We start from the raw sequence: 26,316 nt of genomic DNA, 5'->3' as shown, positions 1-26,316 counted from the left end.
ACGCGCCTTTCCTACTGTTTGGCGACGCTCTCCCGCAGGCGGGCGGCGTAGGCGGCGATGGCTTCGGGCGGCTTGCCCAGCACGTCGCGCAGCACTTCCTCGGTGTGCTGGCCGAGCAGCGGCGGGGCCAGGCGGTACTGCACCGGGCTTGCGGAAAAGCGCAGCGGGCTGGCGGTGACGGCGGCCTGGCCGCCCAGCGGGTGGGGCAGGTCGCGCCGCAGCTGGCGGGCCTGCGCCTGCGGATGCGCGAAGGCCTGGGCGATGTCGTTGATGGGGCCGCAGGGCACGCCCACGGCCTCCAGTTTCTCGATCCAGTCGTCGCGCCGGCCCCGGCGCATGATGTCGGACAGCAGTCCGATGAGCGTCTCGCGGTTGGCGACGCGCAGCCGGTTGGTGGCAAAGCGCGGGTCGTCGCCGAGCTCCGGCGCGCCGATGGCGCGGCAATAGGCGCGGTACTGGGATTCGTTGCCCGTGGCCACGATGAGATGGCCGTCGCTGGCGGCGAACACCTGGTAGGGCACCACGTTCTGGTGCGCATTGCCCGCGCGCCGCGGCGCAACCCCGGTGTTGAAGTAGTTGGAGTTCTGGTTGGCGAGCAGGGCCACGTGGCTGTCCAGCAGCGCGATGTCCAGGTGCTGGCCCAGCCCGCTGTTGTGCCGCTCCTGCAGCGCCGCCAGGATGGCCACGGTGGCGTACATGCCGGTCACGATGTCGGTGACGGCCACCCCGGCCTTCTGCGGCCCGCCGCCGGGCAGGTCGTCGCGCTCGCCCGTGATGCTCATCAGCCCGCCCAGGCCCTGGATCATGAAGTCGTAGCCGGGCCGCTGCGCGCAAGGGCCGTCCTGGCCGAAGCCCGTCACCGAGCAATAGATGAGGCGCGGGTTGACCTCGCGCAGGCTCTCATAGTCGAGTCCGTATTTCGCCAGCCCGCCCACCTTGAAGTTCTCCACCAGCACGTCGCTGGCGGCGGCCAGTTCGCGGATGAGCGCCGCGCCCTCGGGGCTGGCCATGTCGGCTTCCACCGAACGCTTGTTGCGGTTGGCGCTGAGATAGTAGGCGGACTCGGCGGTGTCGTTGCCCGCGCCGTCCTTGAGATACGGCGGGCCCCAGGCCCGCGTGTCGTCGCCCACTCCGGGGCGTTCGATCTTGATGACGTCGGCGCCCAGGTCGGCCAGGTTCTGCGTGCACCAGGGGCCGGCCAGGATGCGCGAGAGGTCGAGCACGCGGATGCCTTGCAATGGCGGCGGACGGGTCATGCGCTCACCCTGGCGCTGCCGTGGCTCATGACCACGATGCCGCGTTCGCGCACGCGGGCCTGGAAGCGCAGCTCGCCCCCGGGCCGGCGCCAGATGTCGCAGACCAGCGTTTCGCCCGGGTAGACGGGCGCGGAGAAGCGGGCGTCCAGGCTCAGCAGGCGGCGCGCGTCGTAGTCGCAGCAGCTCTTCACGATGGCGTGGGCCGCCACGCCGTAGGTGCAGAGCCCGTGCAGAATGGGGCGCGGGTAGCCCGCCTGGCGCGCCACTTCGGGGTCGGCATGCAGCGGGTTGCGGTCGGCGTTCAGGCGGTAGAGCAGCGCGGCGCGCGGCGAGATGGGCAGTTCGCAGCGGAGGTCGGGCTCGCCCTCGGGCGCCGGCGGCAGCGCGGGCGGCGCCTCGTCGCCCTGGCCGAAGCCGCCGTCGCCCCGGCAGAACGTGCTCTGGCGCACCGTGGCCAGCAGGTTGCCGCCTTCGTCGTGCAGCGTGCGTTCGTTGACGATGATGGCGCCGCGGTCGGCGCCCTTGTCGATGACGTGGGTATTGCGGCTCCTGCCCACCACCAGGCCGGCCGGCGGGAGCGGGGCGTGCAAGGTGAGCCGTTGCTCGCCATGCACGACCTTCACCCAATCGATGCCCGCGCGCGGGTCGCGCACCCAGAAGCCCGGGTAGCCCAGCACCACGGCCATGGTGGGGAATGCGAGCAGGTCTTTCTCGTACACGTAGCGCAGCTGCGCCGTGTCCATGGGGTCTTGCCCCAGGCCGATGCCCAGGGCGTAGAGCATGGCGTCTTTTTCGTCGTAGCGCTGGCGCACCTCGTCGAAGCGCCAGTTCTTGATGGTGTCGTAGTTCAGCGGCATGGCGGCCTCGCTCAGATGGGATCCCAGTCGATGACGTCGGGCGATCGCTCCAGCGCGTAGAAGTGCTTGCGCATGGCCGGGATGGCGAGCTCGCCGATGAGCTCGGGCGTCCAGCCGCCGTCGTGGTGCACCGTGCGCAGCGGGCGGGGCTGGCTCATGAGCATGATCTCGTTGGCGCGCACCGCGAAGATCTGCGCTGTGATGGCGCTGGCCGCGTCGCTGGACAGGTAGACCGCCATGGGCGCCACTTTTCCCGCTTCCATTTTCTTGAGCTTTTCCACGCGCGCCTTTTCTTCCTCGGTCTCGGCGGGAATGGAGCTCGTCATGCGGCTCCAGGCGAACGGCGCGATGCAGTTGGAACGCACGTTGTAGCGCGCCATGTCCAGCGCGATGGACTTGGACAGCGCCACGATGCCCAGCTTGGCCGCGGCGTAGTTGGCCTGGCCGAAGTTGCCGATCAGGCCTGAGGTGGAGGTCATGTGCACGAACGCGCCCGACTCCTGTTCGCGGAAATAGGGCGCGGCCGCGCGGCTGACGAAGAACGAGCCGTTCAGGTGCACGTCGATCACCTGGCGCCATTCTTCTTCGCTCATCTTGTGAAAGACCCGGTCGCGCAGGTTGCCCGCGTTGTTGACCACGGCGTCGATGCGGCCGAAGGCGTCGATCGCGGTCTGCACGATGCGGGCCGCGCTGTCGTAGGCGGCCACGCTGTCGGTGTTGGCCACGGCCTGTCCTCCGGCCTCGATGATCTCCTTGACGACGGCGTGCGCCGGTCCGTCCCCGCCGCCTTCGCCCGTGAGCGACACGCCGATGTCGTTGACCACCACCCTGGCGCCCGCCTGCGCCATGGCCAGGGCGATGGACCGCCCGATGCCGCCGCCTGCGCCGGTGACGACCACAACCTTTCCAGAAACAATACCGCTCATTGCGCTGACTCCCTGCACGCGGGCTGTCCGCGTGGAAAAAAGTTCTCCATCGGTCCGTATGGTTTACGGGCTTTCACCATGGTAGATTTCTGCAGGCATTCGCAGAATTCAAAATTAGAAATGCCCCCCTTCCGCGTGGTGGAACATGAGACATGACCTGACTGACCTGCGTTTGTTCGTGAACGTGGGCGAGACGCTTAACCTCACCCGCGCCGCCGAGCGAACCTTTCTGTCGCTGCCCGCGGCGAGCGCGCGCGTGAAGAACATGGAAGAGGCCTTCAAGGCCAGGCTGCTGGTGCGCATGGCGACCGGCGTGCAGCTCACGCCCGCGGGCGAGGTGCTGCTCAAGCACGCCAATGCGGTGTTCCGCCAGCTCGAATGCCTGAACGCCGACCTGCAGCCCTACGCCAGCGGCCTGAAAGGCCGGTTGCGGCTGCTGGCCAACACCACCGCCACCAATTCCTTCCTGGCCGATGCGCTGTCCACCTTCCTGGCGGAAAACCCGGACGTGGACGTGGAACTGGAAGAAAAAGTCTCCGGCGACATCGTCATCGCGATCCGCGCCGGCGCGGGCGACCTGGGCATCGTGGCCGGCAACATCGACGTGGAGGGGCTGGACGTGACCCCGCTTTTCCGCGATGAGCTCACCGTGGTGACCTCGCTGGACCATCCGCTCGCCGAGCGGGCTTCGGTGCGGTTTGCCGACCTGCTCGACCAGTACCAGTTCGTGGGCATCCACCCCGACAGCGCCATCCAGACCTTTCTCGAGGACATCGCCAGCGGCATGGGCAAGCGCATCTGCCAGCGCGTGCACGTGGGCAGTTTCGAGGCCGTCTGCCGCATGGTGGAGGCCGGCGCGGGCATCGCGGTGGTGCCGCGCGCCTGCGCGGCGCGCTACAGCCGCGCCGACGCGCTGCACGTGCTGCGGCTGGAAGACCGTTGGGCGCTGCGCGACCGCCTGCTGTGCCGCCAGCGCGGCCGCGACCTGCCCAGCTTCGCCGAGTCTTTCATCGAGCACCTGCAGCGGGCGGCCAAGAGCCAATAGCCAGGGGCCGATAGCCGTCTTCGACACCTGAAGGCGTCTGATTCTGCCGGCGCGCTCCCGCGGTGCGGCGGACGGGCCGGCGCACGCCGACGGGCCCTTAAGGGGGGCTTCCGCAAATCCGTAGCGGCAAGGCCGGGCAATGGGCGAATAATAAAAAACGCCGCAGCGCCGGCAGTACGCGGTCTGCGCACAGAAAAACGATACCCAGGAGACTGCTTTGATCAACCTCGAACGCCGCCGCGCGGCGGCGGGGCTCGCTGCGCTGTGCGCCGCGGCCGCGCTGCCGCTTCGCGCCCGGGCCGCGGCCTGGCCCGCCCACGCCGTCAATTTCATCGTGCCGTTCCCGCCGGGCGGTCCGGTGGACACCACCGCCCGCTTCGCCACCCAGCCGCTGGGGCGCCTGTGGTCCGTCCCCACCGTCGTGGACAACCGCTCCGGCGCGGGCGGCATCGTGGGCGCCCAGTTCGCCGCCAAGGCCGAGCCCGACGGCTACAGCTTCTTCTTCGCGTCCATCCATCACGCGGTGCTGCCCAGCCTGCGCGGCAACCTGAGCTACGACATCGTCAAGGACTTCGATCCGGTCGGCATGGCCGCGGTATTCCCCATCGTGCTCGTGGTGCATCCCTCGCTGCCGGTGAAATCGGTCGCCGAGCTCATCGCCTACGCCAAGGCGAATCCGGGCAAGCTCTCGTTCGGCTCGTCGGGAACGGGGGGCGGAACCCACCTGGCGGGCGAGCTGTTCAATGCCATGGCCGGGGTGAAGATCCAGCACGTACCGTACCGGGGCAGCGCGCCCGCCATGCAAGACCTGCTGGGCGGGCAGGTGCAGGTGATGTTCGCCGACGGCCCTTCGGCCGTGCCGCACCTGAAGGCCGGCAAGGTGCGCGCCCTGGGCGTGGGCAACCCCGAGCGTTCGGCCATGCTGCCCGACCTGCCCACCATCGCGCAGTCCGGCCTGCCCGGCTATGAGGCGTACTCGTGGAGCGGCATGGTGGCCCCCAGGGGCGTGCCGTCCGACATCATCGCGCGCGTGAATGCCGACCTGGTGCAGGTATTGTCCGACCCCGTCACCGCGCAGAGCATGCTGGCGGCGGGGGCCGAACCCAAGCCGGGCACCCCGGACCAGTTCGGCGTCTTCCTGAAGAACGAGATCGCCAAGTGGCGCGATCTCATCAAGAAGGCCGATATCCGTGTGGATTGACGCCCCGCGGCCAGCCGCGGGGCGGCGGGCCGCGGCTCAGAAGGCCCGGGCCGCCTCCAGCAGTTGTCCGCGCGCGTGGAGGTATTCGTCTTCGAGCTGGTCCACCAGCATGCGCACGGGCAGGATCTCCTGCGCCGCGCCCACGCCCTGGCCCGCGCTCCACACGTCTTTCCAGGCTTTGGGGCGGGTGTTCTTGTCCAGGTTGGGCGGCGGCGCCTGCCGGCTCTGCGCCAGCTCCTGCGGATCCAGCCCGGCGTTGCGGATGCTCTCGGCCAGGTAGTTGGCCGGCACGCCCGAGAAGTAAGGGGTGTAGACGATGTCCGCGCTTTGCGCCCGCAGCACCATGTCGCGGTAGGCGTCGCCCGCCAGCGACTCCTGCGTGGCGATGAAGCGCGTACCCATGTAGGCGAACTCGCAGCCCAGCACCTGCGCGGCCAGCACGTCCTTGCCGTGGCTGATGCAGCCCGACAGCGCCAGCGGCCCATCGTAGAAGGCGCGGATTTCGTTCACCAGCGCGATGGGGTTGATCTGGCCCGCGTGGCCGCCCGCGCCGGCCGCCACGAGGATCAGTCCGTCCACGCCGGCCTCCAGCGCGCGCTTGGCGTGGCGCACGTTGGTGACGTCGTGGAACACCAGGCCGCCGTAGGCGTGCGCCTTGCGCACGACTTCGTCCGGCGCGTGCAGCGAGGTGATGATGAGCGGCGCCCGGTGTTCCGCGCAGATGTCCAGGTCGCCCCGCCAGCGCGCGTTGCTGGGGTGCACGATGAGATTGATGCCGTAGGGCGCCACGCTGCCGCGCGGCTGCGCGTCGCGCGCCGCGCCCAGCCCCCGCTCGATGCGCTCCAGCCATTCGTGCAGTTGCTCCTGCGGACGCGCGTTCAGCGAGGGAAACGTGCCGATCACGCCCGCCGCGCACTGCGCAATCACCAGTTCCGGTCCGGAAACCAGGAACATGGGGGCGCAGATCACGGGAAGGCGGGTCTGGGCGGCGAGAGCGGTCGGGGCGGGCATGGCGGCCTCCGTGGTCAGTTGGCCTGGATGTTGGCGGTCTTGATAACGTCGGCCCACATGGCGTATTCCTTGTCGATATGGGCCTGCAGGGCGCGCGAATCGCCGGTGTTGATGGTGTAGCCGCCTTCTTTCATGGCTTTCTCGAAGGCGGGGTCGCGCGAAACCTCGGACAGCGCCTTGCCCAGGCGGGCGGTGACGCCGGCCGGCAGGCCGCGCGGGCCGACCAGCGCATACCAGCCCACCACTTCGTAGTCCTTCAGCCCGGCCTCGATCATGGTGGGCACGTCGGGCAGCTCCGGGTTGCGGGTCTTGGAGGTAACGGCCAGGGCGCGCGCCTTGCCGCTCTTGATGAACGGGATGGCCGTGCTGGTGATGTCGAACATGAACGTCACCTTGCCGCTCACCACGTCCATCATGGCGGGCGAGTTGCCGCGATAGGGCACGTGCAGCATGGGCGCGTCGGCTTGTTTCTTGAGCAGTTCGGCCGACAGGTGGTTGGATGCGCCGATGCCGGCCGACCCGAACGACACGGCGTCCGGATGGGCGCGCGCGTAGCTGACGAGTTCCTTCACGCTCTTGGCCGGGATTTGCGGGCCGATGAGCAGCACGTTGGCGTAGTCCACCACCATGCCGATCAGCGAGAAGTCCTTGCGCGGATCGAACAGGTTGCTGCGCTGGACCAGCGGCGACATGGTCAGCGTGGGGCTGGCCGCGAAGCCCAGCACATAGCCGTCGGGCGCCGCCTTGGCGGTGGCGTCGGAGGCGATCATGCCGCTCGCGCCGGCGCGGTTCTCCACCACCACGGCCTGGCCGAGCTTTTCGCCCAGGTATTTGGCGAAGACGCGCGCGGTGGTGTCCACCGGGCCGCCGGGCGCGTAGCCCACCAGCAGGCGGATGGGGCGGTCGGGGTAGGCGCCCTGGGCGCCGGCGCTGGACGCGCCGGCCAGCGCCGCCACGGCGGCCGCCGCGGCGAAGAGGGTCTTGAGTTTCACAGTGGTTTCTCCTTTGCGTGGATGGACCGGTCGCGGGCGCGCCATGCGCCTACGCCAGCCTTTCTTTCAGCGGCTGCTTGAGGATCTTGCCGCTGACTGTGGTGGGAATCGTGTCGATGGGAATGATCTGCGCCGGGCGCTTGTAGGGCGCGAGCTGCGCGCGCAGATGCGTGGCCAGCAGGGAGACGTCGAGCGAGACGCCGGGCAGGGGCTCCACGAAGGCAATGACTTCCTCGTTGCGGTCTTCGGTGGGGCGGCCCACCACGGCCGACAGGCGCACGCCCGGAAACGCATTGATGACGGCCTCCACTTCGATGGGATAGACGTTGAAGCCCGAGCGGATGATGAGATCCTTGGAGCGGCCGGCGATGAACAGCGCGCCCGTGCCGTCCACGTAGCCGATGTCGCCGGTGTGGAGCCAGCCGCCGGGCAGCAGCGCCTGGGCGGTCTGCGCCGGGTCGCGGTAATAGCCCAGCATCACGCCCGGGCCGCGGATGAGAATGTCGCCGCGCTCGCCGGGCCGCGCCTCGCTGCGCTCGGGCGAGCCGATGCGCAGTTCCACGCCCTCCACGGCATGGCCCGCGGAGCAATCGTCGCGCGGGTGGTCGATGTCGGTGATGAACATGGAGCCGGCATATTCGGTGATGCCGTAGCCATGATGCATGGGCAGGCCGAAATAGCGCTCCACGTCGCGCTTGAGGGTAGGGTCGAGCGCCGCGCCGCCCGTGTACAGGTACCGCAGCCGCGGCGCGCGCAGCGCGGCCCGCGGGGGCGCGGACGCCAGCAGGCGGGTGAACATCGTGGGCACGCCTTGCAGGATGCTGATGCCAGGATGCGCGAGCGCCTTGAAGACGTCTTCGGCCTCGAACCGGCTGCGCACCACCAGGCTGGCGCCGGCATGCACCGTCGCCATCAGCACCGTGGCGATGCCGAAGATGTGGGAGAGCGGCAGGGCCGCGTAGCCGATGTCCTGCGGCGTCAGCCGGCGCGAGGCGGCCGACACGCGCGCGAAGTGCAGCAGGCCGCGGTGCGGCACCATCACGCCCTTGGGCGCGCCGGTGGTGCCCGAAGTGTAGATGACGGTGGCCACCTCGCCGGCCCGGTCCGCCCGCTCCGGCTCGGTGGGAGCGGCGGCCGGCGCATACATCACGCCCGGCCCCCAAGCCTCGGGATCGGCCTCGCGGGCCCCGGCCTCGCGCGCATGGCCCTGCGCGGCGGCCGAGACCCCCGTGGTGTAGAGCGAGATCTGGGGCTGGGCATGCTCGCGGATATTGCCCACTTCACGCCCGGACAGCCGGGCGTTCACGCCCACGGGCCAGGCGCCCGCCAGGCTGCAGGCGAACAGCGCCACCACCATGGCGGCGCAGTTCTCGCCGGCCATCAGCACGCGATGGCCGGGCCGCACGCCTTGCCGCGACAGCCAGTCCGCCGCCCGGCGCACGCGTTCCCAGGCCTCGGCATAGCGCAGCACGGCGCCTCCTTCTTCGTGCAGGAAAACGGCGTCGGGCCGTTCCCGGGCCTGCTGCATCAGCAGCTGGTGGATGCGGGTGTGAGCGGGAGACTGCGACATGATGGATGGCCTGGCGTGGGGTTCGGGGATCAAAGCGCGGCCTGGGTGCCCAGCACCGCGGTGGACTGGCTCGAGAGCGTGCCGCCGTTGCCGTGCACCAACGCCAGCTCCGCGCCGGCCACCTGGCGCGCGCCGCACTCGCCGCGGAGCTGCCGCACGGCCTCGATCATGATGAACACGCCGTACATGCCGGGATGCACGCAGCACAGCCCGCCGCCGTTGGTGTTGACGGGCAGGCGGCCGCCGGGGGCGATGGCGCCGTCGGCGATGAAGTCCTTGGCCTCGCCCTTGGCGCAGAAGCCCAGATCTTCCAGGAAGAGCAGCGTGTTGATGGTGAAGGCGTCGTACAGCTCCACCACGTCGATGTCGGCGGGCCTGACGCCGGCCATCTCGAAGGCGCGCCGGCCCGATTCGGTGGCGGCCGTGACGGTCAGGTCTTCCATCGACGAGATCTGGCGGTTCCAGACGGCGGTGGCGTTGCCCAGCACGTAGACCGGGGGTTTGGGCAGGTCGCGCGCGCGGTCGGCGCGCACCAGCACGTAGGCGCCCGCGCCGTCGGTCACCAGGCAGCAGTCGCGCACGGTGAGCGGGTCGGACACCATGCGCGACGACAGGATCTGGTCCAGCGTGGCGGGTTCGCGCAGTTGCGCCTCGGGGTTGAGCTGGGCCCATTTGTTGGCGGCCAGGGCCACCTGGGCCAGGTCTTCGCGGCGCGTTCCGTACTGGTGCATGTGGCGCGCGGCGGCCAGCGCATAGGACGAGAGCGGGCTGAGCGGATCGTAGGGCGTCTCGTAGGGCTGCGGATCGAAGCTCTTGCGCACGCGGCCGATCTCGGCGCGGCTGAGCGTGGACGTGCGCTGGGTGCTGCCGTAGCAGACCAGCACGGCGCTGCACTGGCCGCTGGCCAGCGCGTGCAGGGCCGGGAGCAGGTGGGCCACGAAGCTGGAGCCGCCCAGCATGGTGCTGTCGATGAAAGTCGGACGGATGCCCAGGTGCTCGACCACCGGCATGGCCCACATGGGCGCGGCCACGCTGGCCGTGCAGATGCCGTCGATGTCGCGCATGGTCAGGCCGGCATCGGCCACGGCGCGCTGCGCCGCCTGCACCAGGATTTCCATTTCGGTAAAGCCGTGCGCCTGTCCCAGGCCGGCATGGCCCACGCCGGCCACGGCCACCGCGCCGCGCAGATCGTTCAGTTTCATTGCGTCTCGTCCTCTGCCGTGAACACCACCAGACCGTGGCCGTCTTGCTGGATTACCCGCGCCCGCACCGGCATGCCGATGCGCACGTCCCGGGGCGCCACGCCTTCCACGCGGCTCATCAGCCGCACGCCTTCGGCCAGATCCACGAGCGCGACGTTGTAGTCGCCGCCCGCTTCCGGCTTGCGCCGCACGGTGGTGGTCGAGTAGACCGTGCCGCGTCCCGAGGGGCTGGTCCACGCCAGTTCGCCGCCGCCGCAATGCGGACAGATCATGCGCGGGTAGAACACCGCCCGCGCGCAGCCGGCGCATTTCTGGATGAGGAAGCGCCCGTCGTCCAGCGCCTGCTGGTACTGGGCCTGGGCGCCTTTGTCGCTTTGCGTCATATGCCTGATTCCGGATGTTTGTCCCGGAATCAGTGTCCGCAAAGCGGCGCGGTTCTGCCATTCTTCATTGCTGAAGCAGGGGTTTTGGCAGCCCGTAGAGGGGAGCGGGAGGGGCAAGGCTACGTCCGCGCCAAACCCCGTCTTCGGCAACCGCAGATTGCCCGGGGCGGGCGGCTCGTGGCTAGATACGTGCAATGAAACGGAGGTAGACCATGAACCTGACCTGGACGCCGCAAGAGCGCCGGTTCCGCGAGGAAGTGCGCGCGTTCGCCGAGGCGGGCGTGCCGCCGGAGCTGCGCGCCAAGGTGCTCGCCCATCAGCGCCTGGAGCGCGACGACTACGTGCGCTGGCACAACATCCTGGCCGATCGAGGCTGGGGCGCGCCCAGCTGGCCGAAGGAATACGGCGGCACGGGCTGGAACGCCCTGCAGCGGCTGATCTTCGAGGTGGAGTGCTTCAAGGCGGGCGCGCCGCGCCTGCTGCCTTTCGGCCTTTCCATGATCGGCCCCGTGCTCATGAAATACGGCAGCCCGGCCCAGCGCGAGCGCTTCCTGCCGCGCATCATCCGCGTGGAAGACTGGTGGTGCCAGGGCTATTCCGAGCCCGGCTCCGGCTCCGACCTGGCCTCGCTCAAGACGCGCGCTGAGCGCGACGGCGATCATTACGTGGTCAATGGCCAGAAAACCTGGACCACGCTGGCGCAATACGCCGACTGGATGTTCTGCCTGGTGCGCACCGACACCGAGGCGCGCCCGCAGCGCGGCATTTCCATGCTGTTGCTCGATATGCGCTCGCCGGGCGTCACGGTGCGCCCCATCCGCACGCTGGACGGCGGCCACGACGTGAACGAAGTCTGGCTGGAGAACGTGCGCGTGCCGGTCGAGAACCTGGTGGGCGAGGAGAACCAGGGCTGGACCTACGCCAAGTACCTGCTGGGGCACGAGCGCACCGGCATCGCCGGCCTGGGCCACTGCCACCGCGAGCTGGGCGTGCTCAAGCGCATGGCTGCGCAGGCGCAGTCCGGCGGCAGGCCGCTGCTGTCCGATCCCCGCATGCGCGACCGTATCTCGCGCATCGAGGTGGACATCATGGCGCTGGAGATGCTGCTGCTGCGCGTGGCGGCGAACAACGGCGGCACGCCCGGGCCCGAGGCCTCGGTGCTGAAGATACGCGGCTCCGAGATCCAGCAGGATCTCGCCATGCTGCAGATGGAGGTGGCCGGCCCCGACGCCTGGCCCTACGACCCCGAATGGATGTTCGCCGAGGCGGACGACCACGGCCCCGGCCCCGAGATGGCGGCCGCTGCCGGCGCGGGCTATGCCGACATGCGCAAGACCACCATCTACGGCGGCACGACCGAAGTGCAGAAGGGCATCATCGCCCGCCTCATGCTGGGTCTCTAGGACGAGCCCGGCGCGCTGGGCTCTCGAAGGAACGCGACAATGGATTTCATCTACACCGAAGAACAGCGCATGCTGGCCGACAGCCTGCGCCGCCTGGTCGACCAGGAATGGGCGTTCGCGCGCCGGCGCGCGCGGCAGGCCGCAACCGCGCTGGACCCCCAGGCCTGGGCATCGCTGGCCGAGCTCGGCGTGCTGGGGCTGAACATCGGCCAGGACTACGGCGGGTTCGGCGAAGTGCCGGCCAGCCTGCTGCCCGTGCACGTGGAACTGGGGCGCGGGCTGGTTTCCGAGCCCGTGATCCCCAGCGCGGTCATGAGCGCGGCCCTCGTCGACGCCGCGGGCGGCCCGGCCCGCGAACGCTGGCTGCCCCGCATCGCCAGCGGCGAGGCCATCCTGTCGGTGGCCTACCAGGAGCCGGGGCGCCGCTACGACGCGCGGCCGCAGGACTGCCGCGCCGCACCGCAGGGCGGCGGCTGGCGGCTGGACGGCGCCAAGCACCTGGTCTGGCACGGGGGCGCGGCCACGGCGTGGCTGGTGAGCGCGCGCGCCGAAGACGGCGAGACCCTGTTGCTGGCCGTGCCTTCGGACACGGCGGGCGTGCGCATTACCGATACGCCCACGCTGGACCGCGCGCGCTGCGCCCGCCTCGACTTCGACGGCGCGGCGCTGCCCGCCGACGCGCTCTTGGCGCGCGGCGAGGCCGCCGGCCAGGCCCTGGCGCAGGCGCTGCAATGGGGCACGGCCGCCCTGTGCGCCCACGCGGCCGGCGCCATGGAGCGGCTGCTCGAGATCACGGCGGACTATCTCCGCACCCGCAAGCAGTTCGGCCAGCCGCTGGCTTCCTTCCAGGCCCTGCAGCACAAGCTGGCCGAGATGCTGGTCGCCAAGGAACTGGCGATGTCCATGGCCTATGTGGCCGTGGCCGCGCTGACCGAGCCCGATCCCGTCCAGCGCCGCCGCATGCTGGCCTCCGCCAAGCTGGAAGCCGCGCGCGCCGGCCGCCAGGTGGCGCAGATGGCCGTGCAGCTGCACGGCGGCATGGGCATGACCGACGAGCTGGAAGTCGGCGATTTCTTCAAGCGGCTGACCGTGGCGGACCTGCTCCTGGGCGATTCGGCCGAGCAGCTCGCCACGCTCGCCGAAGAGGAGGCCCGGGCATGAGGCATCCCGTATCCGCTGTCCATGGCGATCTGGCGGTGTCGGGCGGCGCGAGGGCAATGCAATGAAAGCGGCGCCCTACACGCAGATCCTGTACACGCTGGAAAACGGCGTGGGTCGCATCACGCTCAACCGCCCGGAGCGCCTGAACAGCTTCACCGCCGTCATGCACGAGGAGCTGGCGCGCGCCCTGGACGAGCTGGAGGCTTGCGCCGGGCTGCGCGGCCTCATCATTACCGGCGCGGGCAGGGGCTTTTGCGCCGGCCAGGACCTGTCCGAGCGCAGGCCCGCCGGGAACGGCGAGCGGCGCGACCTGAGCCTGATGCTGGAAAAGCACTACCGCCCGCTCATCATGCGGCTGCGCGCGCTGCCGGCGCCCGTGGTGTGCCTGATGAACGGCGTGGCGGCCGGCGCGGGCGCCAGCCTGGTGCTGGCCTGCGACGTGGTGGTGGCGGCGGAATCGGCCCGCTTCGTGCAGGCCTTCAGCAAGATCGGACTGCTGCCCGACGCGGGCGGCACGTGGTTCCTGCCCCGGCTGGTGGGGTCGGCGCGCGCCATGGGCGCGGCCCTGTTCGGAGAGCCGGTCAGCGCCCGCGAAGCGCTGGATTGGGGGTTGGTGTGGCGCGTGGTGCCCGACGCGGAGCTGGCGGCCGCCGCGGAAGAAATGGCCCAGCGCCTGGCGGCGGGGCCGACCCGCTCGTATGCGGCCATCAAGCAGGCGCTGCATGCATCCAGCGACAATACGCTGGCCGGGCAGTTCGACCTGGAAACGCGTCTGCAGCGCGAACTGGGCTATACGGACGATTACCTGGAAGGCATGCGCGCCTTCGCGGAGAAGCGCGCGCCCGTCTTCAAGGGGACGTAGCGTCGGGCGCCTGGAACTGCTCGATGAGCTGCCGGGCACAGCCCGGCAGCGCGTCGATGTCGCGCACCAGCAGCTTGCGCTCGCGCACCACCCACGGCTCGTCCAGCTCGATGACCCGCAGTTTCATGGCCGGCCCGTAGCGCCGCGCCGCCGAGTCGGGAATCACGCCCACTCCCACGCCGGCCTGCACCATGCGGCAGATGGAATCGAAGCTGTAGAGCTGGATGCGCTGCGGCAGGCGCTGGCCGGCGCGCTCCAGTTGCTCGCGCAGGAAGGCCACCAGCGTGGAGCCTTCGTGCATGGTCACGAAGGGGTAGCGCACGGCGTCGGTAAGCTTGACCGAGGACTGTTCGCCCAGGGGATGGCCTTCCGGCGCCACCAGCACCAGGCGGTCGGTGCTGAAGTGGATGGTCTGCAGGTCGGGCGCGTCCACCGGCCCGGCCACGACGCCCAGGTCGGTGGTGCCGTCCAGCACGCCGCGCACGATGTCGCGCGTGAGGCGCTCCTGCAGATCCACGGTCACGCCCGGATGCTCGGCCAGGAAGCGCGCCAGGATGTTGGGCATGAATTCCGTGACCGCCGTGGTGTTGGCGAAAATGCGGATGTGGCCGGCCTCGCCGTCGGACTGCTCCTGGAAGTCCAGCTTGAGGTGGTCCACCTGGCGCATGATGACGCGCGCGTGCTGCAGCAGCCGCTGCCCGGCGGGCGTGATTTCCACCCCCCGGCTGTCGCGGTAGAGCAGCCGCGTGTTGAGCTGGTTCTCGAGCGCCTTGATGCGCACGCTGACCGCCGCCAGCGACAGGTGCGCGCGCTTGGCGGCCTGCGTCAGGCTGGGCGATTCGGCAATGTGGATGAAGAGGCGTAGGTCGGCGAGGTCGAAGTGCATGGGCCATATATTAGGACGTATCGCTTCCGGGGCGCCCGCGCGCGCGCAAGGGCGGGTGCACGGGCGGGCGCGATTCAGGCGCCGCAAACCCCGCCTTGAGCAAAAACGAATTCACAAGCGCGGCGGCTTGCGGGCATGCTTGCCGCTGGACAAACAGCCCTGGAAAGGAATACGGATGAGTCAGACAGACCCCTCGGCCTGGATCGGCAGCAGCGAGCGCCAGGCCGATGCCCTGGACGCCGGCCACGCCGCCCGTGTCGCCGCCACGCTGGGCGGCCCCGCGCCGGGCAACGGCGACGCGCTGCCGCCCCTGTGGCAATGGGCGTTCTTCATCAAGCCGGTCGGCCTGGACGGCCTGGGGACGGACGGGCATCCGGCGCGCGGCGGCTTCCTGCCGCCCGCGCAAGACCGCAACCGCATGTGGGCGGGCGGGCGCGTGGAGTTCCGCCGCCCGCTGCGCGTGGGCGAGCCGGCCGAGCGCGTGTCCACCGTGGCCCAGGTGCAGGAAAAAACGGGACGTACCGGCTCGCTGCTTTTCGTGACCGTGCGCCACGAATACCTGCAGGCGGGCGAGGCGGCCATCGTCGAGGAGCAGGACATCGTCTACCGCCAGCCCGCCCCGCCCAAGCTCTCGGGGACGGAGCCCGCGCCCGAGGCGCAGTGGCGCGAAACGGTGGAGCCCACGCCGGTGCTGCTGTTGCGCTACTCCGCCGTCACCTTCAACGGGCACCGCATCCATTACGACCATCCCTACGTCACGCAGACCGAGGGCTACCCGGGGCTGGTGGTGCACGGCCCCATGATCGCCACGCGCATGCTGGCTGCCTTCCTGAACGCGCGTCCGGCCGCGCGTCCCGTCCATTTCTCGTACCGGGGCCTGCGCCCGCTGATCGCGCCCGCGCCGTTCGAGGTGGCCGGCCGGATCGAAGCGCCCGGCCATGCGCGCCTCTGGGCCCAGCAGGACGGCACCCTGGCCCACCAAGCCGAAGTGAGGTTCGCCGAATGAGCAACGCCGCTCCCCGTCCCCTGGACGGCATTACCGTGGTCAGCCTGGAACACGCCATCGCCGCGCCGTTCTGCACCCGCCAGCTCGCCGACATGGGCGCGCGCGTCATCAAGATCGAACGCCCGGGCTCCGGCGATTTCGCGCGCGGTTACGACGAGCGCGTGCGCGGCCTGTCCTCGCACTTCGTCTGGACCAACCGCTCCAAGGAAAGCCTCACGCTCGACCTCAAGCGCGACGCGGCCCGGGGCATCATGCAGCGCCTGCTCGAACAAGCCGACGTGCTGGTGCAGAACCTGGCGCCCGGCGCCGCGGCCCGGCTCGGCCTGTCGTTCGAGGCGCTGCACGAGAAACACCCGCGCCTGATCGTCTGCGACATTTCCGGCTACGGCGTGGGCGGCCCCTACCAGGACAAGAAAGCCTACGACCTGCTCATCCAGAGCGAGAGCGGCTTCCTGTCAGTCACGGGCACGGCCGAGGAACCTGTCAAGGCGGGCTGTTCCATTGCCGACATTTCCGCCGGCATGTACGCCTATTCCGCCATCCTGAACGCGCTGCTGCTGCGCCAGAAGACCGGCGCCGGCAGCCGCATCGACGTCTCCATGCTGGAAAGCATGGTCGAGTGGATGGGGTTTCCCATGTACTACGCCTTCGAGGGCGCCGCGCCGCCCGTGCGCGCCGGCGCGGCGCACGCCTCCATCTACCCCTACGGCCCGTTTCCGGTGGGCGACGGCGGCACCATCATGCTGGGCCTGCAGAACGAGCGCGAATGGCGGGTGTTCTGCGCCCAGGTGCTGCGCCAGGCCGAGCTGGCCGAAGACCCGCGCTTTCTCGGCAACTCGCTGCGCACCGCCAACCGCGAGGCGCTGCGGGCGCTCATCGTGGAGGCTTTTTCCGGCCTGACCGTGCAGCAGGTGACCGACCGCCTCGAAGACGCGCAGATCGCCAATGCCCGCGTCAACGACATGGCGGGCGTGTGGGCGCATCCGCAGCTGCGCGCGCGCGAGCGCTGGAGCGAAGTCGGCAGCCCGGCCGGCGTCATCCCCGCGCTGCTGCCGCCGGCCAGCAGCAATGCCTTCGCGCCCCGCATGGATCCGGTGCCGGCGGTAGGCCAGAACACCGATCAGGTGCTAGCATCACTGGGATACGCGCCCGAAGAGGTGGCGCAGTTCCACGCACAGGAGGTCGTGTAATGCACGCTGTCGTCCGCACCGCCCTGTTCGTGCCGGCTTCCCGGCCCGAGCGCATTCCCAAGGCGCTGGCCAGCGGCGCGGACGCGGTCATCGTCGATCTCGAAGACGCGGTGGAGCATCTGGCCAAGGACAGCGCGCGCGAAGCGCTCTGCGATTTCCTGGGCACGCATCCCCAGGCCCGCGTCTGGGTGCGCATCAACGATGCCTCCACCCCCTGGCACGACGCCGATCTCAAGGCGTGCCGGGGCAAGCCGGCGGTGGCGGGGCTGCTGCTGCCCAAGGCCGAAAGCCTGGCCCAGGTCCGCCATGCGGCGCAGTCCGGGCTGCCCATCATTCCCATCCTGGAAACCGCGCGCGGCGTGCTGAATGCGGCCGAGGTAGCCGCCACGCCCGGCGTGGAGCGGCTGGCCTTCGGCAGCCTGGACTATGGGCTGGATCTCGGGCTGACGCCCGACACGCCCGGCGCCGACACCGTCCTGGACCATGCCCGCGTGCAGGTGCTGCTGCACGGCAGCGCCGCGGGCCTCGCGCCGGCGCTGGACGGCGTGTTCCCCGGCGTCCAGGACACCGCCGGGCTGGCCCGGGCCGCGGCCCGGGCAAAGCAGATGGGCTTCGGCGGCATGCTTTGCATCCATCCTTCGCAGGTGCCGGTCATCCACGGGGCCTTCGCGCCCGACGAGGCCGAGCTGGGCTGGGCGCGCCGCGTGGTGGCCGCGCACCGCGACAGCGGCGCGGGCACCTTCATGCTCGACGGGAAAATGGTCGACGCCCCGGTCATCGCGCGGGCGCGCACCGTGCTGGCGCGCGCCGGCGAAGACGCCCACCCGGGTTCCTGACCGTCCGCGGCTCCGCCTATGCGCGACGCGCTCTTCATCGGCCACACTTACATCGACGTCACCGTGCTGGCCGACGCGTGGCCCGCGGGCGACGAGAAAAGCGTGGCGCGCGACTATGCCGTGTCTTTCGGCGGCAACGCCGTCACGGCGGCCTTCGCCTGCGCGCGGCTGGGTTCGCCGCCCGATCTCATCTGCTCGCAGGCGCCCGACTGGCTCGGCCATATGTTCGCCGACATGGCGGCCGCCCACGGCGTGGCCCTGCACGCGCGGCCGGTGGGCCGCTCCTCGCTGTCCGTCATCATGCCGCGCGAAGGCAGGCGCGCCATCGTGCGTGCGCGCGACACCGGTTACCTGGGCGATTTTCCGCGCCTGGACATACGCGGATACCGCGCGCTGCACCTGGACGGCCACCAGCCCGACGCGGCCCTGCACTATGCCCGCGCCTGCCGCGAGGCCGGCATCCTCACCTCGCTCGATGGCGGCAGCCTGCGCGAGAACACCGACGAGCTGCTGGGCCACGTCGATGTGGCGGTCTGCGCCGAGCGCATGGCCGAGCAGATGGGGTTGACGCCCGAAGGGCTGCTGGCCCTGTTGAAGGCGCGCGGCTGCCGCGTGGGAGCCGTCACGCGAGGCGAGCGCGGCATGCTCTGGTATGCCGACGGCGGCGAGCCGCGCACGCTGCCCGCGCTGGACGTGCCCGCGGACCGGGTGGTGGATACGTCCGGAGCGGGCGACGTATTCCACGGCGCTTATGTCTGGTCTTTCCTGAACCGCCCCGAGCTCGGCTGGGACGAGCATTTCGGTTTCGCGCGGGCGGCCGCGGCGCACAAGATCCAGCACCTGGGCAACGAAGCCGGCCTGCCGGACACGCAGGACGTGGAGCGCGCCATGATGGCGTTCGCCCCGCGCGCCGTTGCGGCCTGAGCCGGCGGCCCGGCTGCGTCAGCCGGGCAGGCGCTCGATGGCCTGGCCGCGGATCTGCGCCAGCCAGTGATCCAGGCTCTCGCCGCGCACCCGCAACCCGGGCGCGAGGTCGCGCAGCGGCAGCAGCACGAAGGCGCGCAGGTGCAGGCGGGGGTGGGGCAGGGTCAGGCGCCCGCCGTCGCATTGCGACTCGCCGTGGATCAGCAGGTCCAGGTCCAGCGTGCGGGGCGCGTTGCGGTACGGCCGCTGGCGGCCGTGGCGCAGTTCCAGCGCCTGCAGCGCGTCGAGCAGGTCCAATGGCGCCAGCGTGGTGTCGACGCCGGCCACGGCGTTGGTGAAATCCGGGCCGCCCGCGTCCACGGGCGCGCTGCGGTAGAAGGGTGAAGCCTGCAGGTTTTGCAGGCCGGGCGTGGCGCGCAGTTCGTCGAGCACGGCGCGCAGCGTGGCCGCGCCGTCGCCGAGATTGGCGCCCAGGCCGATATACGCGCGCACGGGCCCTGCGGTCATGGCGTCATTGCGGCGCCGACGAACTGCGCGGCGCGCGGCGCGGGCGGCGGCGTTTGCGGGGCGCGCTGTCGCCGCCTTCGCGGGGCTGGCGCGCTACTTCTTCGATCATGGCGGCGCGGGTGACGTCGTCGGCATTGGCCAGGTCCATCCACCATTGCGCCAGCACGCTGTCGAATTCGCCGGCCGCCGCGCGCAGTTGCAGGAAGTCGCAGGCGGCGCGGAAGCGCGGCTGCTCGATCATGCGGTAGATGCCCTTGCCCATGCGGCGTTCGAAGCGCGGCTGCATGAACCAGATTTCGCGCATGTCGGACGAAAAACGGCGCTGAATGGCCAGTTTCTCGGTTTGCTCGTCGAGCACCGAGTCGGCGGCCTGCGACAGCGCCGGGATGGTGTGCTCGCCCTGCGCGCGCAACTGCTTCCAGCGCGCTTCCACCTGCTGCCAGAGCAGGGCCGCGAACAGGAAGCTGGGGCTGATGGTCTTGCCGGCGCGCACGCGGGCGTCGGTGCGCTCCAGGGCCAGCTCCACGAAATGCTCGCCGCCGGGCTGCTCCAGCACCACATCCAGCAGCGGCAGCAGGCCCTTGTGCAGGCCGTCGGCGCGCAGCTGGCGCAGACAGTCCATGGCGTGCCCGCAAGTCAGCAGCTTGAGCATCTCGTCGAACAGGCGCGAGGCGGGCACGTTCTCGATGAGGTCGGCCATGGTGCCGATGGGCTGGCGCGTAGCCGGATCGATGGTGCCGTTGAGCTTGGCGGCAAAGCGCACGGCGCGCAGCATGCGCACCGGATCTTCGCGATAGCGCTTGGCCGGGTCGCCGATGATGCGGATTTGGCGCTTCTTGAGATCGGCCACGCCGTGGTGGTAGTCGATGACTTCTTCGGTGTGCGGATCGTAGTACAGCGCGTTCATGGTGAAGTCGCGCCGGGCGGCGTCCTCGGCCTGGCTGCCGAACACGTTGTCGCGCAGGATGCGGCCGTGTTCGTCGGTTTCCTGGTCTTCCGAGGCCGGGGCGCGGAACGTGGAGGTTTCGATGATCTCCTGGCCGAACACCACGTGCACGAGCTGGAATCGGCGGCCGATGATGCGTGCGCGCCGGAAGAGCGGCCGGATCTGCTCGGGCGTGGCGTTGGTGGCCACGTCGAAATCCTTGGGCTCCAGCCCCACGATCAGGTCGCGCACCGCGCCGCCCACGATATAAGCCTCGTAGCCGTGCTGGCGCAGCACCTCGCACACCTTGATCGCGTGGCGCGATACGTTGCGGCGGTCGATGCCGTGCTTTTCACGAGGGATGCGCTGAGGGCCCCGGGCGGCGGGAGAGAACAGGCGGCCGACGAATTTTTTTATGGTTTCGGTAATCATCAGGACTTCGCATCTTCCATGTGGTCGAACAGGTCGATCACCTGCCAGCCGCGGCCGCGCGCGATTTCGCGCAGCGCGGGGCTGGGGTTGGCCGCGATCGGCTGGCTCACTTTCTCGAGCAGGGGCACGTCGTTCACGGAATCGCTATAGAAAAACGATTCGGAAAAATCCGCAAGGGTCAGGCCCATGGCGGCCAGCCAGTCGTTGACGCGGATGACCTTGCCTTCCTTGAAGCTGGGGGTGCCCTGGATGCGGCCGGTGAAACGGCCGTTCAGGTACTGCGGGTCGGTGGCCACCAGGTGCGGCACGCCGAAAGCGCGCGCGATGGGCGCGGTGACGAAACTGTTGGTCGCCGTGACCACCGCGCACAGATCGCCCGCCTCGAGGTGGGACTGCACCAGCTCGCGCGCGGCCGGCGTGATGGAGGGGCGCACGACCTCGGCCATGAACTCCTCGTGCCAGGCGGCCAGGTCGAACGGCGTGTGCGCGGCCAGCAGGCCCAGCATGAACTCGGCGGCCTGCTCGGCCGTCAGCTCGCCGCGGTTGTACCGCTCCATGAGGTCGTCGTTGCGGCGCCGGGCCTCGTCGGGATCGCCCGCGCGGCCGGTGCGCGCCAGATAGTCGGCCCATTGATAGTCGCTGTCCAGCGGCAACAGGGTGTGATCCAGGTCGAACAGGGCGAGTCGTCGGAAGGTCATGTGCGTTGCGAATCAGGATCTGCGAGCATGGCGCGCAGCAGGGGCAGGGTGATGGGGCGGCCGGTGGCCAGCGAATAGCGGTCCAGCGCGTCGACGAGCGCGGCCAGTTTGCGGATGTCGCGCTCGTGGTGCGTGAGCATCCAGTTGATGATCTCGGGGGCGAGCTGCATGCCGCGTTCGGCGGCCTGCGCGCTCAGCGCGGCGAGCTTGTCGGCGTCGGACAGCGGATCCAGGCGGAACACCAGGTCCCAGCCGAGCCGGGTGCGCAGGTCTTCGCGCAGCGGCATCGACAGCGGCGCGCGGTCGCCGGCCACGGCCAGCGCAAAGGCGCGTCCGGTGGCGGCGGATTCGCGCCAGCGGTTGTACAGGGCGAACAGGCCGGCCTGCCGGCGTTCGTCCATGCGGTGCACGTCGTCCACCGCCACGAACTTGGGCATGGGCGCGGCGGAATCGGCCTCGGCCAGCTCGCGCAGCATGCGCGCGCCGCGCGCCTCGTCGATGTAGACCGCGTCGGGGCGGGCCGTGAGCGCGCGCAGCAGATGGCTGCGCCCGCAGCCCGCCGGGCCCCAGATGTAGAGCGCGCGGCCCGGCGCGAGCGCGCGCACGGCGGCCAGCGCTTCCCCGTTGGGGCCGGCGATGTAATTGTTCAGCGAGGGCGCTGGCGCGGGAAGAACGTCGAGCAGCAGCTGGCGGTTCATGAGAGGTTATCGATCAGGCAGTCCGGGTTTTCCGCCCGGGCCCGCGTCCCGAGGGAAGCGGCAAGGCCGGGCAGCGCTGCCGGTGCGCCGGAAAGCCAAAAAACACGGTCTGGCGGGCTGGGTCCGTCCTGCCAAAAGAGGACAAATCCAAGGTCGGCCAACCCTACACTTTAAACTACCTGGGCCGCCGGTGTCGCGCCCGGGGCGTTGCGGGGCGCGGCTTTGCGCCTCTTTGCGGCCTCGCGGCCGCCCCCGGCGGGCGGCCGGCGTCCGCCAAAAGGCCGCGGCATCGTAAAATGCAGGGCGTTCCACCTCAAATCCCCGCAATTGTTACATATCCCACGGCTTTTCTCATGACGAATCAACCCTCCGCCCCCTTGACCTACCGCGACGCCGGTGTCGATATCGACGCGGGCGATGCCCTGGTCGACCGCATCAAACCCCTCGCCGCGCGCACCATGCGCGCCGGGGTGCTGGCCGGTATCGGCGGCTTCGGCGCCTTGTTCGAAGTGCCGAAGAAATATCGCGAGCCGGTGCTGGTGTCGGGCACGGACGGCGTGGGCACCAAGCTGCGCCTGGCGTTCGAGTGGAACCGCCACGACACCGTGGGCATCGACCTCGTGGCCATGAGCGTGAACGACATCCTCGTGCAGGGCGCCGAGCCGCTGTTCTTCCTGGACTATTTCGCCTGCGGCAAGCTGGCGGTGGATACGGCGGCCTCGGTGGTGGGCGGCATCGCCAGGGGCTGCGAACTCGCCGGCTGCGCGCTCATCGGCGGCGAAACCGCCGAAATGCCCGGCATGTATCCGGACGGCGAGTACGACCTGGCCGGCTTTGCCGTGGGCGCGGTGGAAAAATCCGCCATCATCGACGGCAAGTCCATCCGGCCGGGCGACGCCGTGCTGGGCCTGGCCTCCAGCGGCGCGCATTCCAACGGTTATTCGCTGGTGCGCAAGATCCTCGAGCGCGCCCAGGCCCGCCCCGACCAGGACTTCCACGGCCAGCCGCTGGTGGACGCCGTCATGGCTCCCACGCGCATCTACGTCAAGCAGGTGCTGGCCGCGCTGGCCGCGCACGGCGCCGCCATCAAGGGGCTGGCCCACATCACCGGCGGCGGCCTGGTCGACAACGTGCCCCGCATCCTGCAGCCCGGCCTGACGGCGCGCCTGGATCGCAGCGGCTGGGAAATGCCGCGCCTGTTCCAGTGGCTGCAGCAGCAGGGCGGCGTCGAGGACGCCGAGATGCACCGGGTCTTCAACTGCGGCATCGGCATGGTGCTGGTGGTGGACGCCGCCCAGGCCGATGCCGTGGCCGCCACGCTGCGCGAGCAGGGCGAAACGGTCAGCCGCATCGGCGAGATCGTGGAGCAGAAGGACGGCATGGCGCAGACCATCGTGGTCTGACGCCGCACAAGTCGGCCGCCGGCCGGTTTTTCCGGCGCGGCGGCCGCGCACGCTAGCGGTTCGCGCTTTTCCCCGCGGCCAGCACGGCCGCCGCCGCGTCGATGGCGCGCGACACCGCATCCGGCGCCAGGCAGTCCACGACGATGCGCGACGGCTGCGCGCGCAGCCAGGTGATCTGCCGTTTGGCGAGCTGGCGCGTGGCGGCGATGGCCTGTTCGCGGGCCTCGGCCAGCGTGGCCTCGCCGTCCAGGTGGGCCCACATCTGCCGGTATCCCACGCAGCGCACCGAAGGCAGGCCGGGGTGAAGGTCGGGGCGCGCGTGCAGCGCGCGCACTTCTTCCAGCAGGCCCGCCTGCAGCATGGCGTCGAAGCGCTGCGCGATGCGCGCATGCAGGGCCGCGCGTTCGGAGGGCTCCAGACTGATGGTCACGTAGCGCCCGGCGTCCTCGGCAGGCCGGCGCTGCGCGCGCGTGAGGAGCGCCGACATGGGCTGTCCGCTCAGCATGCAGATCTCGAGCGCGCGCTGGATGCGCTGGCTGTCGTTGGGCGCGAGTCGGGCGGCCGTGGCCGGGTCCAGCGCCGCCAGCTCGGCGTGCAGGGCCGGCCAGCCCAGGCGCGCCGCGCGCGCCTCCAGCTCCGCGCGCAGCGCGGGGTCGGCCTGGGGCAGATCGTCCAGCCCTTCGCGCAGGGCCTTGTAATACATCATGGTGCCGCCGGCCAGCAGCGGAATGCGGCCGCGCGCGCGGATCTCGCCGATCAGCCGCAGCGCGTCCGAGCGGAACTCGGCCGCGCTGTACGACTGCGCGGGGTCCAGGATGTCCAGCAGGTGCTGCGGCACGCGAGCCCGCTCGGCGGCGGTGGGCTTGGCCGTGCCGATGTCCATGCCGCGATAGATCGTGGCCGAATCCACATTGACGATCTCCAGCGGCCAGCGCTCGGCCAGCGCCAGCGTGGATGCGCTCTTGCCGGCGGCCGTGGGGCCGGCCAGGCAGATCACCGGCAAAGCCGGGGCGGGAGAGGCAGGCATGGGGCTTACTGTCCGCGCAGAAAGAGCTTGTCGAGTTCGGACACGGTCCACTGCACCCAGGTCGGACGGCCGTGGTTGCACTGGTCGGCGCGCTCGGTCGCTTCCATCTGGCGCAGCAGACCGTTCATTTCCTCGATCGTGAGCTTGCGGTTGGCGCGCACCGAACCGTGGCAGGCCATGGTGGCGAGCAGCTCGTTGCGCTGCTCGGTGAGCAGGCGCGAGACGCCCACCGCGGCCAGGTCGCGCAGCACGGCGCGCGCCAGCGTTTCGATGTCGCCGCGCGCGAGAATCGCGGGCACCGAGCGCACCGCGATGGAGGCCGGCCCGGCCGGGCGCATTTCGAAGCCCAGTTCGCCGAGCTGTTCGGCATATTCCTCGACCAGGGCCACGTCTTTTTCCTGGGCATGGAACACCACCGGCACCAGCAGGTCCTGGCGCGGCAGGCTGCGCGCGTCCAGCGCGCGCTTGAGCTGTTCGTACACCACGCGCTCGTGCGCGGCGTGCATATCCACCAGCACCATGCCGCGCCAGTTCTGCGCCAGGATGTAGATGCCGTGCAACTGGGCCAGCGCCATGCCCAGCGGATGTTCTTCGTCGGGGGGCAGCGCGGCGGGCGCGGGGTCGCGCAGCGGCGCGGGCCGGGCCGGTTCCTGCGCGGGCAGCGGCTTGTACAGCGATTGCCAGTCGGCGGCCGGAATGCCGGCCGGCTCATGCAGGCGGAACGGCACCTGCGTATGCGGCCGCGCCGGCGACGGCGCAGGCGTGGGCCGCAGGCCGTAGGGCGCGCCATGCGCGGCGGGCGCGGACGGATGCGCCGCGCCGCCCGCGCCGTTCATGCCAATGGCGGACGGTGCCTGCACGGCGGGCGGCCGGGCTGCCGCTTCGGGCCGCGGCGCCGCGCCGTCCGCCGGAACCGCCGCCGCGCCGCCCGTCTGGGCAAGCGTCTGGCCGACGGCCTGGGAAACGAAGCGGTGCACCGCGCCGCTGTCGCGAAAGCGCACCTCGTGCTTGGCGGGGTGCACGTTGACGTCCACCGCGCCCGGGTCGATGTCCAGGAAAAGCACGTAGGCGGGCTGCCGGTCGCCATGCAGCACGTCGGCATAGGCGGCGCGCAGCGCGTGGCTCACGGTGCGGTCGCGCACGAAGCGGCCGTTCACGTACAGATACTGGCGGTCGGCGCGCGCCCGCGCGGCCGTGGGACGGGTGATCATGCCCGCCAGGCTTACCGCGCCCATGGCATGAGTCAGCGGCAGGCCGTGCTCGGTGAACTCGGCGCCCAGCACGTCGCGGATGCGCTGGAGCGGGTCGGCCGGCAGCCACTGGCGCTGCGCGCGGTCGTGGTGAAAGAGCCGGAAGGCGATGTTCGGGTGGGCCAGCGCGATGCGCTCCATGGCGTCCAGGCAGTGCCCGAACTCGGTGGCTTCGGAACGCAGGAACTTGCGCCGGGCCGGCACCGCGTCGAACAGTTGGCGCACGTCGACCGTGGTGCCGGGCGGTCCGGAGGCGGGACTTACCTGCAGGCTCGCGCCGTCGATCTGCCAGGCATGCTCGCCATCGCGCGTGCGGGAAATGAGGGTCACCTGCGCCACGGACGCGATGGAGGCCAGCGCCTCGCCGCGAAACCCCATGGAGGCTACGGATTCGAGCTCGGCCAGCGAACGGATCTTGCTGGTGGCGTGCCGCGCCAGCGCCAGCGGCAGTTCGCCGGGCGGAATGCCGAAGCCGTCGTCGGTCACGGCGATGCGCCGGATGCCGCCGCCTTCCAGCCGCACCTCGATGGCGCGCGCGCCCGCGTCGATGGCGTTCTCGAGGATTTCCTTGAGCACGGAAGCGGGCCGCTCGATGACTTCGCCGGCGGCGATCTGGCTGATCAGCAGGTCGGGGAGCGCGAGAATGGAGCGGCGTTCGGTCATGA

At 70.5% G+C, this 26,316-nt stretch carries 25 protein-coding genes; 10 read left to right on the top strand and 15 right to left on the bottom strand.

From position 1 onward, the window contains the following. Positions 1–11: 11 nt before the first annotated feature. Genes NGJ44_RS11510 through NGJ44_RS11500 form a run of 3 tightly spaced genes read right to left on the bottom strand, consistent with a single transcriptional unit; the run spans position 12 to position 3,039 of the window. Positions 12–1,256 (bottom strand): CaiB/BaiF CoA transferase family protein, encoded by a 1,245-nt coding sequence (locus NGJ44_RS11510; protein ID WP_251863987.1) that lies wholly within the window; start codon positions 1,254–1,256, stop codon positions 12–14. Next, complete coding sequence (locus NGJ44_RS11505; RefSeq protein WP_251863986.1) at positions 1,253–2,113, bottom strand: MaoC/PaaZ C-terminal domain-containing protein; 861 nt, start codon at positions 2,111–2,113, stop codon at positions 1,253–1,255. The genes NGJ44_RS11510 and NGJ44_RS11505 overlap by 4 nt, the downstream gene beginning before the upstream one ends. 11 nt (positions 2,114–2,124) lie before the next feature. Beyond that, complete coding sequence (locus NGJ44_RS11500) at positions 2,125–3,039, bottom strand: SDR family NAD(P)-dependent oxidoreductase (RefSeq protein WP_251863985.1); 915 nt, start codon at positions 3,037–3,039, stop codon at positions 2,125–2,127. A gap of 145 nt (positions 3,040–3,184) precedes the next feature. Here NGJ44_RS11500 and NGJ44_RS11495 point away from each other — a divergent pair, with 145 nt between their 5' ends. Together NGJ44_RS11495 and NGJ44_RS11490 are read left to right on the top strand one after the other, a co-directional pair. Then, positions 3,185–4,084 (top strand): LysR family transcriptional regulator, encoded by a 900-nt coding sequence (locus tag NGJ44_RS11495; RefSeq protein ID WP_251863984.1) that lies wholly within the window; start codon positions 3,185–3,187, stop codon positions 4,082–4,084. A 217-nt stretch (positions 4,085–4,301) separates the two neighbouring features. Then, on the top strand, positions 4,302–5,285 hold the full coding sequence (locus NGJ44_RS11490) for a tripartite tricarboxylate transporter substrate binding protein (RefSeq protein WP_251863983.1): 984 nt from the start codon (positions 4,302–4,304) through the stop codon (positions 5,283–5,285). Between the two features lie 36 nt (positions 5,286–5,321). Here NGJ44_RS11490 and NGJ44_RS11485 read toward each other — a convergent pair whose 3' ends face one another. From NGJ44_RS11485 to NGJ44_RS11465, 5 genes are read right to left on the bottom strand one after another with little or no spacing between them, the layout of a single operon-like run. After that, positions 5,322–6,296, bottom strand: a complete 975-nt coding sequence (locus NGJ44_RS11485; protein ID WP_251863982.1) for an NAD(P)H-dependent flavin oxidoreductase — start codon at positions 6,294–6,296, stop codon at positions 5,322–5,324. A 14-nt stretch (positions 6,297–6,310) separates the two neighbouring features. Then, positions 6,311–7,288 (bottom strand): Bug family tripartite tricarboxylate transporter substrate binding protein, encoded by a 978-nt coding sequence (locus tag NGJ44_RS11480; RefSeq protein ID WP_251863981.1) that lies wholly within the window; start codon positions 7,286–7,288, stop codon positions 6,311–6,313. Positions 7,289–7,337: 49 nt separating this feature from the next. Further along, the gene (locus NGJ44_RS11475; RefSeq protein WP_251863980.1) at positions 7,338–8,858 is read right to left on the bottom strand and encodes a class I adenylate-forming enzyme family protein; all 1,521 of its coding nucleotides are present in this window, start codon (positions 8,856–8,858) and stop codon (positions 7,338–7,340) included. A gap of 29 nt (positions 8,859–8,887) precedes the next feature. Then, positions 8,888–10,060, bottom strand: coding sequence for a thiolase family protein (locus NGJ44_RS11470; RefSeq protein ID WP_053246693.1), 1,173 nt, complete (start codon positions 10,058–10,060; stop codon positions 8,888–8,890). Next, positions 10,057–10,443 (bottom strand): Zn-ribbon domain-containing OB-fold protein, encoded by a 387-nt coding sequence (locus tag NGJ44_RS11465; RefSeq protein WP_053246692.1) that lies wholly within the window; start codon positions 10,441–10,443, stop codon positions 10,057–10,059. The genes NGJ44_RS11470 and NGJ44_RS11465 overlap by 4 nt, the downstream gene beginning before the upstream one ends. Positions 10,444–10,655: 212 nt before the next feature. On the opposite strand from NGJ44_RS11465, the gene NGJ44_RS11460 reads away from it, so the two are divergent. The 3 genes from NGJ44_RS11460 to paaG all read left to right on the top strand — a co-directional run bounded on the left by NGJ44_RS11460 (position 10,656) and on the right by paaG (position 13,869). Next, positions 10,656–11,846: an acyl-CoA dehydrogenase family protein gene (locus tag NGJ44_RS11460; protein WP_053246691.1), complete on the top strand. Its 1,191-nt coding sequence runs from the start codon at positions 10,656–10,658 to the stop codon at positions 11,844–11,846. 39 nt (positions 11,847–11,885) lie between these two features. After that, the gene (locus NGJ44_RS11455; protein ID WP_251863979.1) at positions 11,886–13,007 is read left to right on the top strand and encodes an acyl-CoA dehydrogenase family protein; all 1,122 of its coding nucleotides are present in this window, start codon (positions 11,886–11,888) and stop codon (positions 13,005–13,007) included. A 61-nt stretch (positions 13,008–13,068) separates the two neighbouring features. Further along, the gene (gene paaG / locus NGJ44_RS11450; protein WP_251863978.1) at positions 13,069–13,869 is read left to right on the top strand and encodes a 2-(1,2-epoxy-1,2-dihydrophenyl)acetyl-CoA isomerase PaaG; all 801 of its coding nucleotides are present in this window, start codon (positions 13,069–13,071) and stop codon (positions 13,867–13,869) included. Here the strand turns inward: paaG and NGJ44_RS11445 are convergent. After that, positions 13,856–14,755 carry a LysR family transcriptional regulator gene (locus tag NGJ44_RS11445; RefSeq protein ID WP_251863977.1) on the bottom strand — a complete coding sequence of 300 codons (900 nt, stop codon included), beginning with the start codon at positions 14,753–14,755 and terminating at the stop codon, positions 13,856–13,858. The two genes, paaG and NGJ44_RS11445, sit on opposite strands and share 14 nt — an antisense overlap. Before the next feature lie 175 nt (positions 14,756–14,930). On the opposite strand from NGJ44_RS11445, the gene NGJ44_RS11440 reads away from it, so the two are divergent. The 4 genes from NGJ44_RS11440 to NGJ44_RS11425 are packed head-to-tail and all read left to right on the top strand — an operon-like array spanning position 14,931 to position 18,711. Then, positions 14,931–15,761 (top strand): HTD2 family dehydratase, encoded by an 831-nt coding sequence (locus NGJ44_RS11440; protein ID WP_251863976.1) that lies wholly within the window; start codon positions 14,931–14,933, stop codon positions 15,759–15,761. Continuing rightward, complete coding sequence (locus NGJ44_RS11435; RefSeq protein WP_251863975.1) at positions 15,758–16,951, top strand: CaiB/BaiF CoA transferase family protein; 1,194 nt, start codon at positions 15,758–15,760, stop codon at positions 16,949–16,951. Before NGJ44_RS11440 ends, NGJ44_RS11435 begins: the two co-directional genes overlap by 4 nt. After that, positions 16,951–17,787, top strand: coding sequence for an HpcH/HpaI aldolase/citrate lyase family protein (locus NGJ44_RS11430; RefSeq protein ID WP_251863974.1), 837 nt, complete (start codon positions 16,951–16,953; stop codon positions 17,785–17,787). Before NGJ44_RS11435 ends, NGJ44_RS11430 begins: the two co-directional genes overlap by 1 nt. A gap of 18 nt (positions 17,788–17,805) precedes the next feature. After that, positions 17,806–18,711 carry a sugar kinase gene (locus NGJ44_RS11425; RefSeq protein WP_251863973.1) on the top strand — a complete coding sequence of 302 codons (906 nt, stop codon included), beginning with the start codon at positions 17,806–17,808 and terminating at the stop codon, positions 18,709–18,711. A gap of 18 nt (positions 18,712–18,729) precedes the next feature. Here the strand turns inward: NGJ44_RS11425 and NGJ44_RS11420 are convergent, their stop codons facing one another. Genes NGJ44_RS11420 through hda form a run of 4 tightly spaced genes read right to left on the bottom strand, consistent with a single transcriptional unit; the run spans position 18,730 to position 21,971 of the window. Continuing rightward, a complete protein-coding gene (locus tag NGJ44_RS11420; protein ID WP_251863972.1) occupies positions 18,730–19,218 on the bottom strand; it encodes a 2-amino-4-hydroxy-6-hydroxymethyldihydropteridine diphosphokinase in 489 nt (162 codons plus the stop codon). A 4-nt stretch (positions 19,219–19,222) separates the two neighbouring features. Continuing rightward, complete coding sequence (gene pcnB, locus NGJ44_RS11415; RefSeq protein ID WP_251863971.1) at positions 19,223–20,575, bottom strand: polynucleotide adenylyltransferase PcnB; 1,353 nt, start codon at positions 20,573–20,575, stop codon at positions 19,223–19,225. Next, positions 20,575–21,273 carry an HAD family hydrolase gene (locus tag NGJ44_RS11410; protein WP_053245811.1) on the bottom strand — a complete coding sequence of 233 codons (699 nt, stop codon included), beginning with the start codon at positions 21,271–21,273 and terminating at the stop codon, positions 20,575–20,577. The genes pcnB and NGJ44_RS11410 overlap by 1 nt, the downstream gene beginning before the upstream one ends. After that, entirely contained in the window at positions 21,270–21,971 is a 702-nt protein-coding gene (hda, locus tag NGJ44_RS11405) for a DnaA regulatory inactivator Hda (RefSeq protein ID WP_251863970.1), read from the bottom strand. Before hda ends, NGJ44_RS11410 begins: the two co-directional genes overlap by 4 nt. 353 nt (positions 21,972–22,324) lie before the next feature. Here hda and purM point away from each other — a divergent pair, with 353 nt between their 5' ends. After that, positions 22,325–23,374, top strand: coding sequence for a phosphoribosylformylglycinamidine cyclo-ligase (gene purM, locus NGJ44_RS11400; RefSeq protein ID WP_251863969.1), 1,050 nt, complete (start codon positions 22,325–22,327; stop codon positions 23,372–23,374). A gap of 52 nt (positions 23,375–23,426) precedes the next feature. On the opposite strand, the gene miaA is transcribed toward purM, so the two are convergent. Then, positions 23,427–24,401 (bottom strand): tRNA (adenosine(37)-N6)-dimethylallyltransferase MiaA, encoded by a 975-nt coding sequence (gene miaA / locus NGJ44_RS11395; protein WP_251863968.1) that lies wholly within the window; start codon positions 24,399–24,401, stop codon positions 23,427–23,429. A 5-nt stretch (positions 24,402–24,406) separates the two neighbouring features. Then, a complete protein-coding gene (gene mutL / locus NGJ44_RS11390) occupies positions 24,407–26,314 on the bottom strand; it encodes a DNA mismatch repair endonuclease MutL (RefSeq protein WP_251863967.1) in 1,908 nt (635 codons plus the stop codon). Between the last annotated feature and the right edge of the window lie 2 nt (positions 26,315–26,316).

Source organism: Achromobacter sp. Marseille-Q4962 (assembly GCF_943737005.1).
Lineage (GTDB): Bacteria > Pseudomonadota > Gammaproteobacteria > Burkholderiales > Burkholderiaceae_B > Achromobacter.
This window is presented reverse-complemented; position numbering and strand designations above follow the sequence as displayed.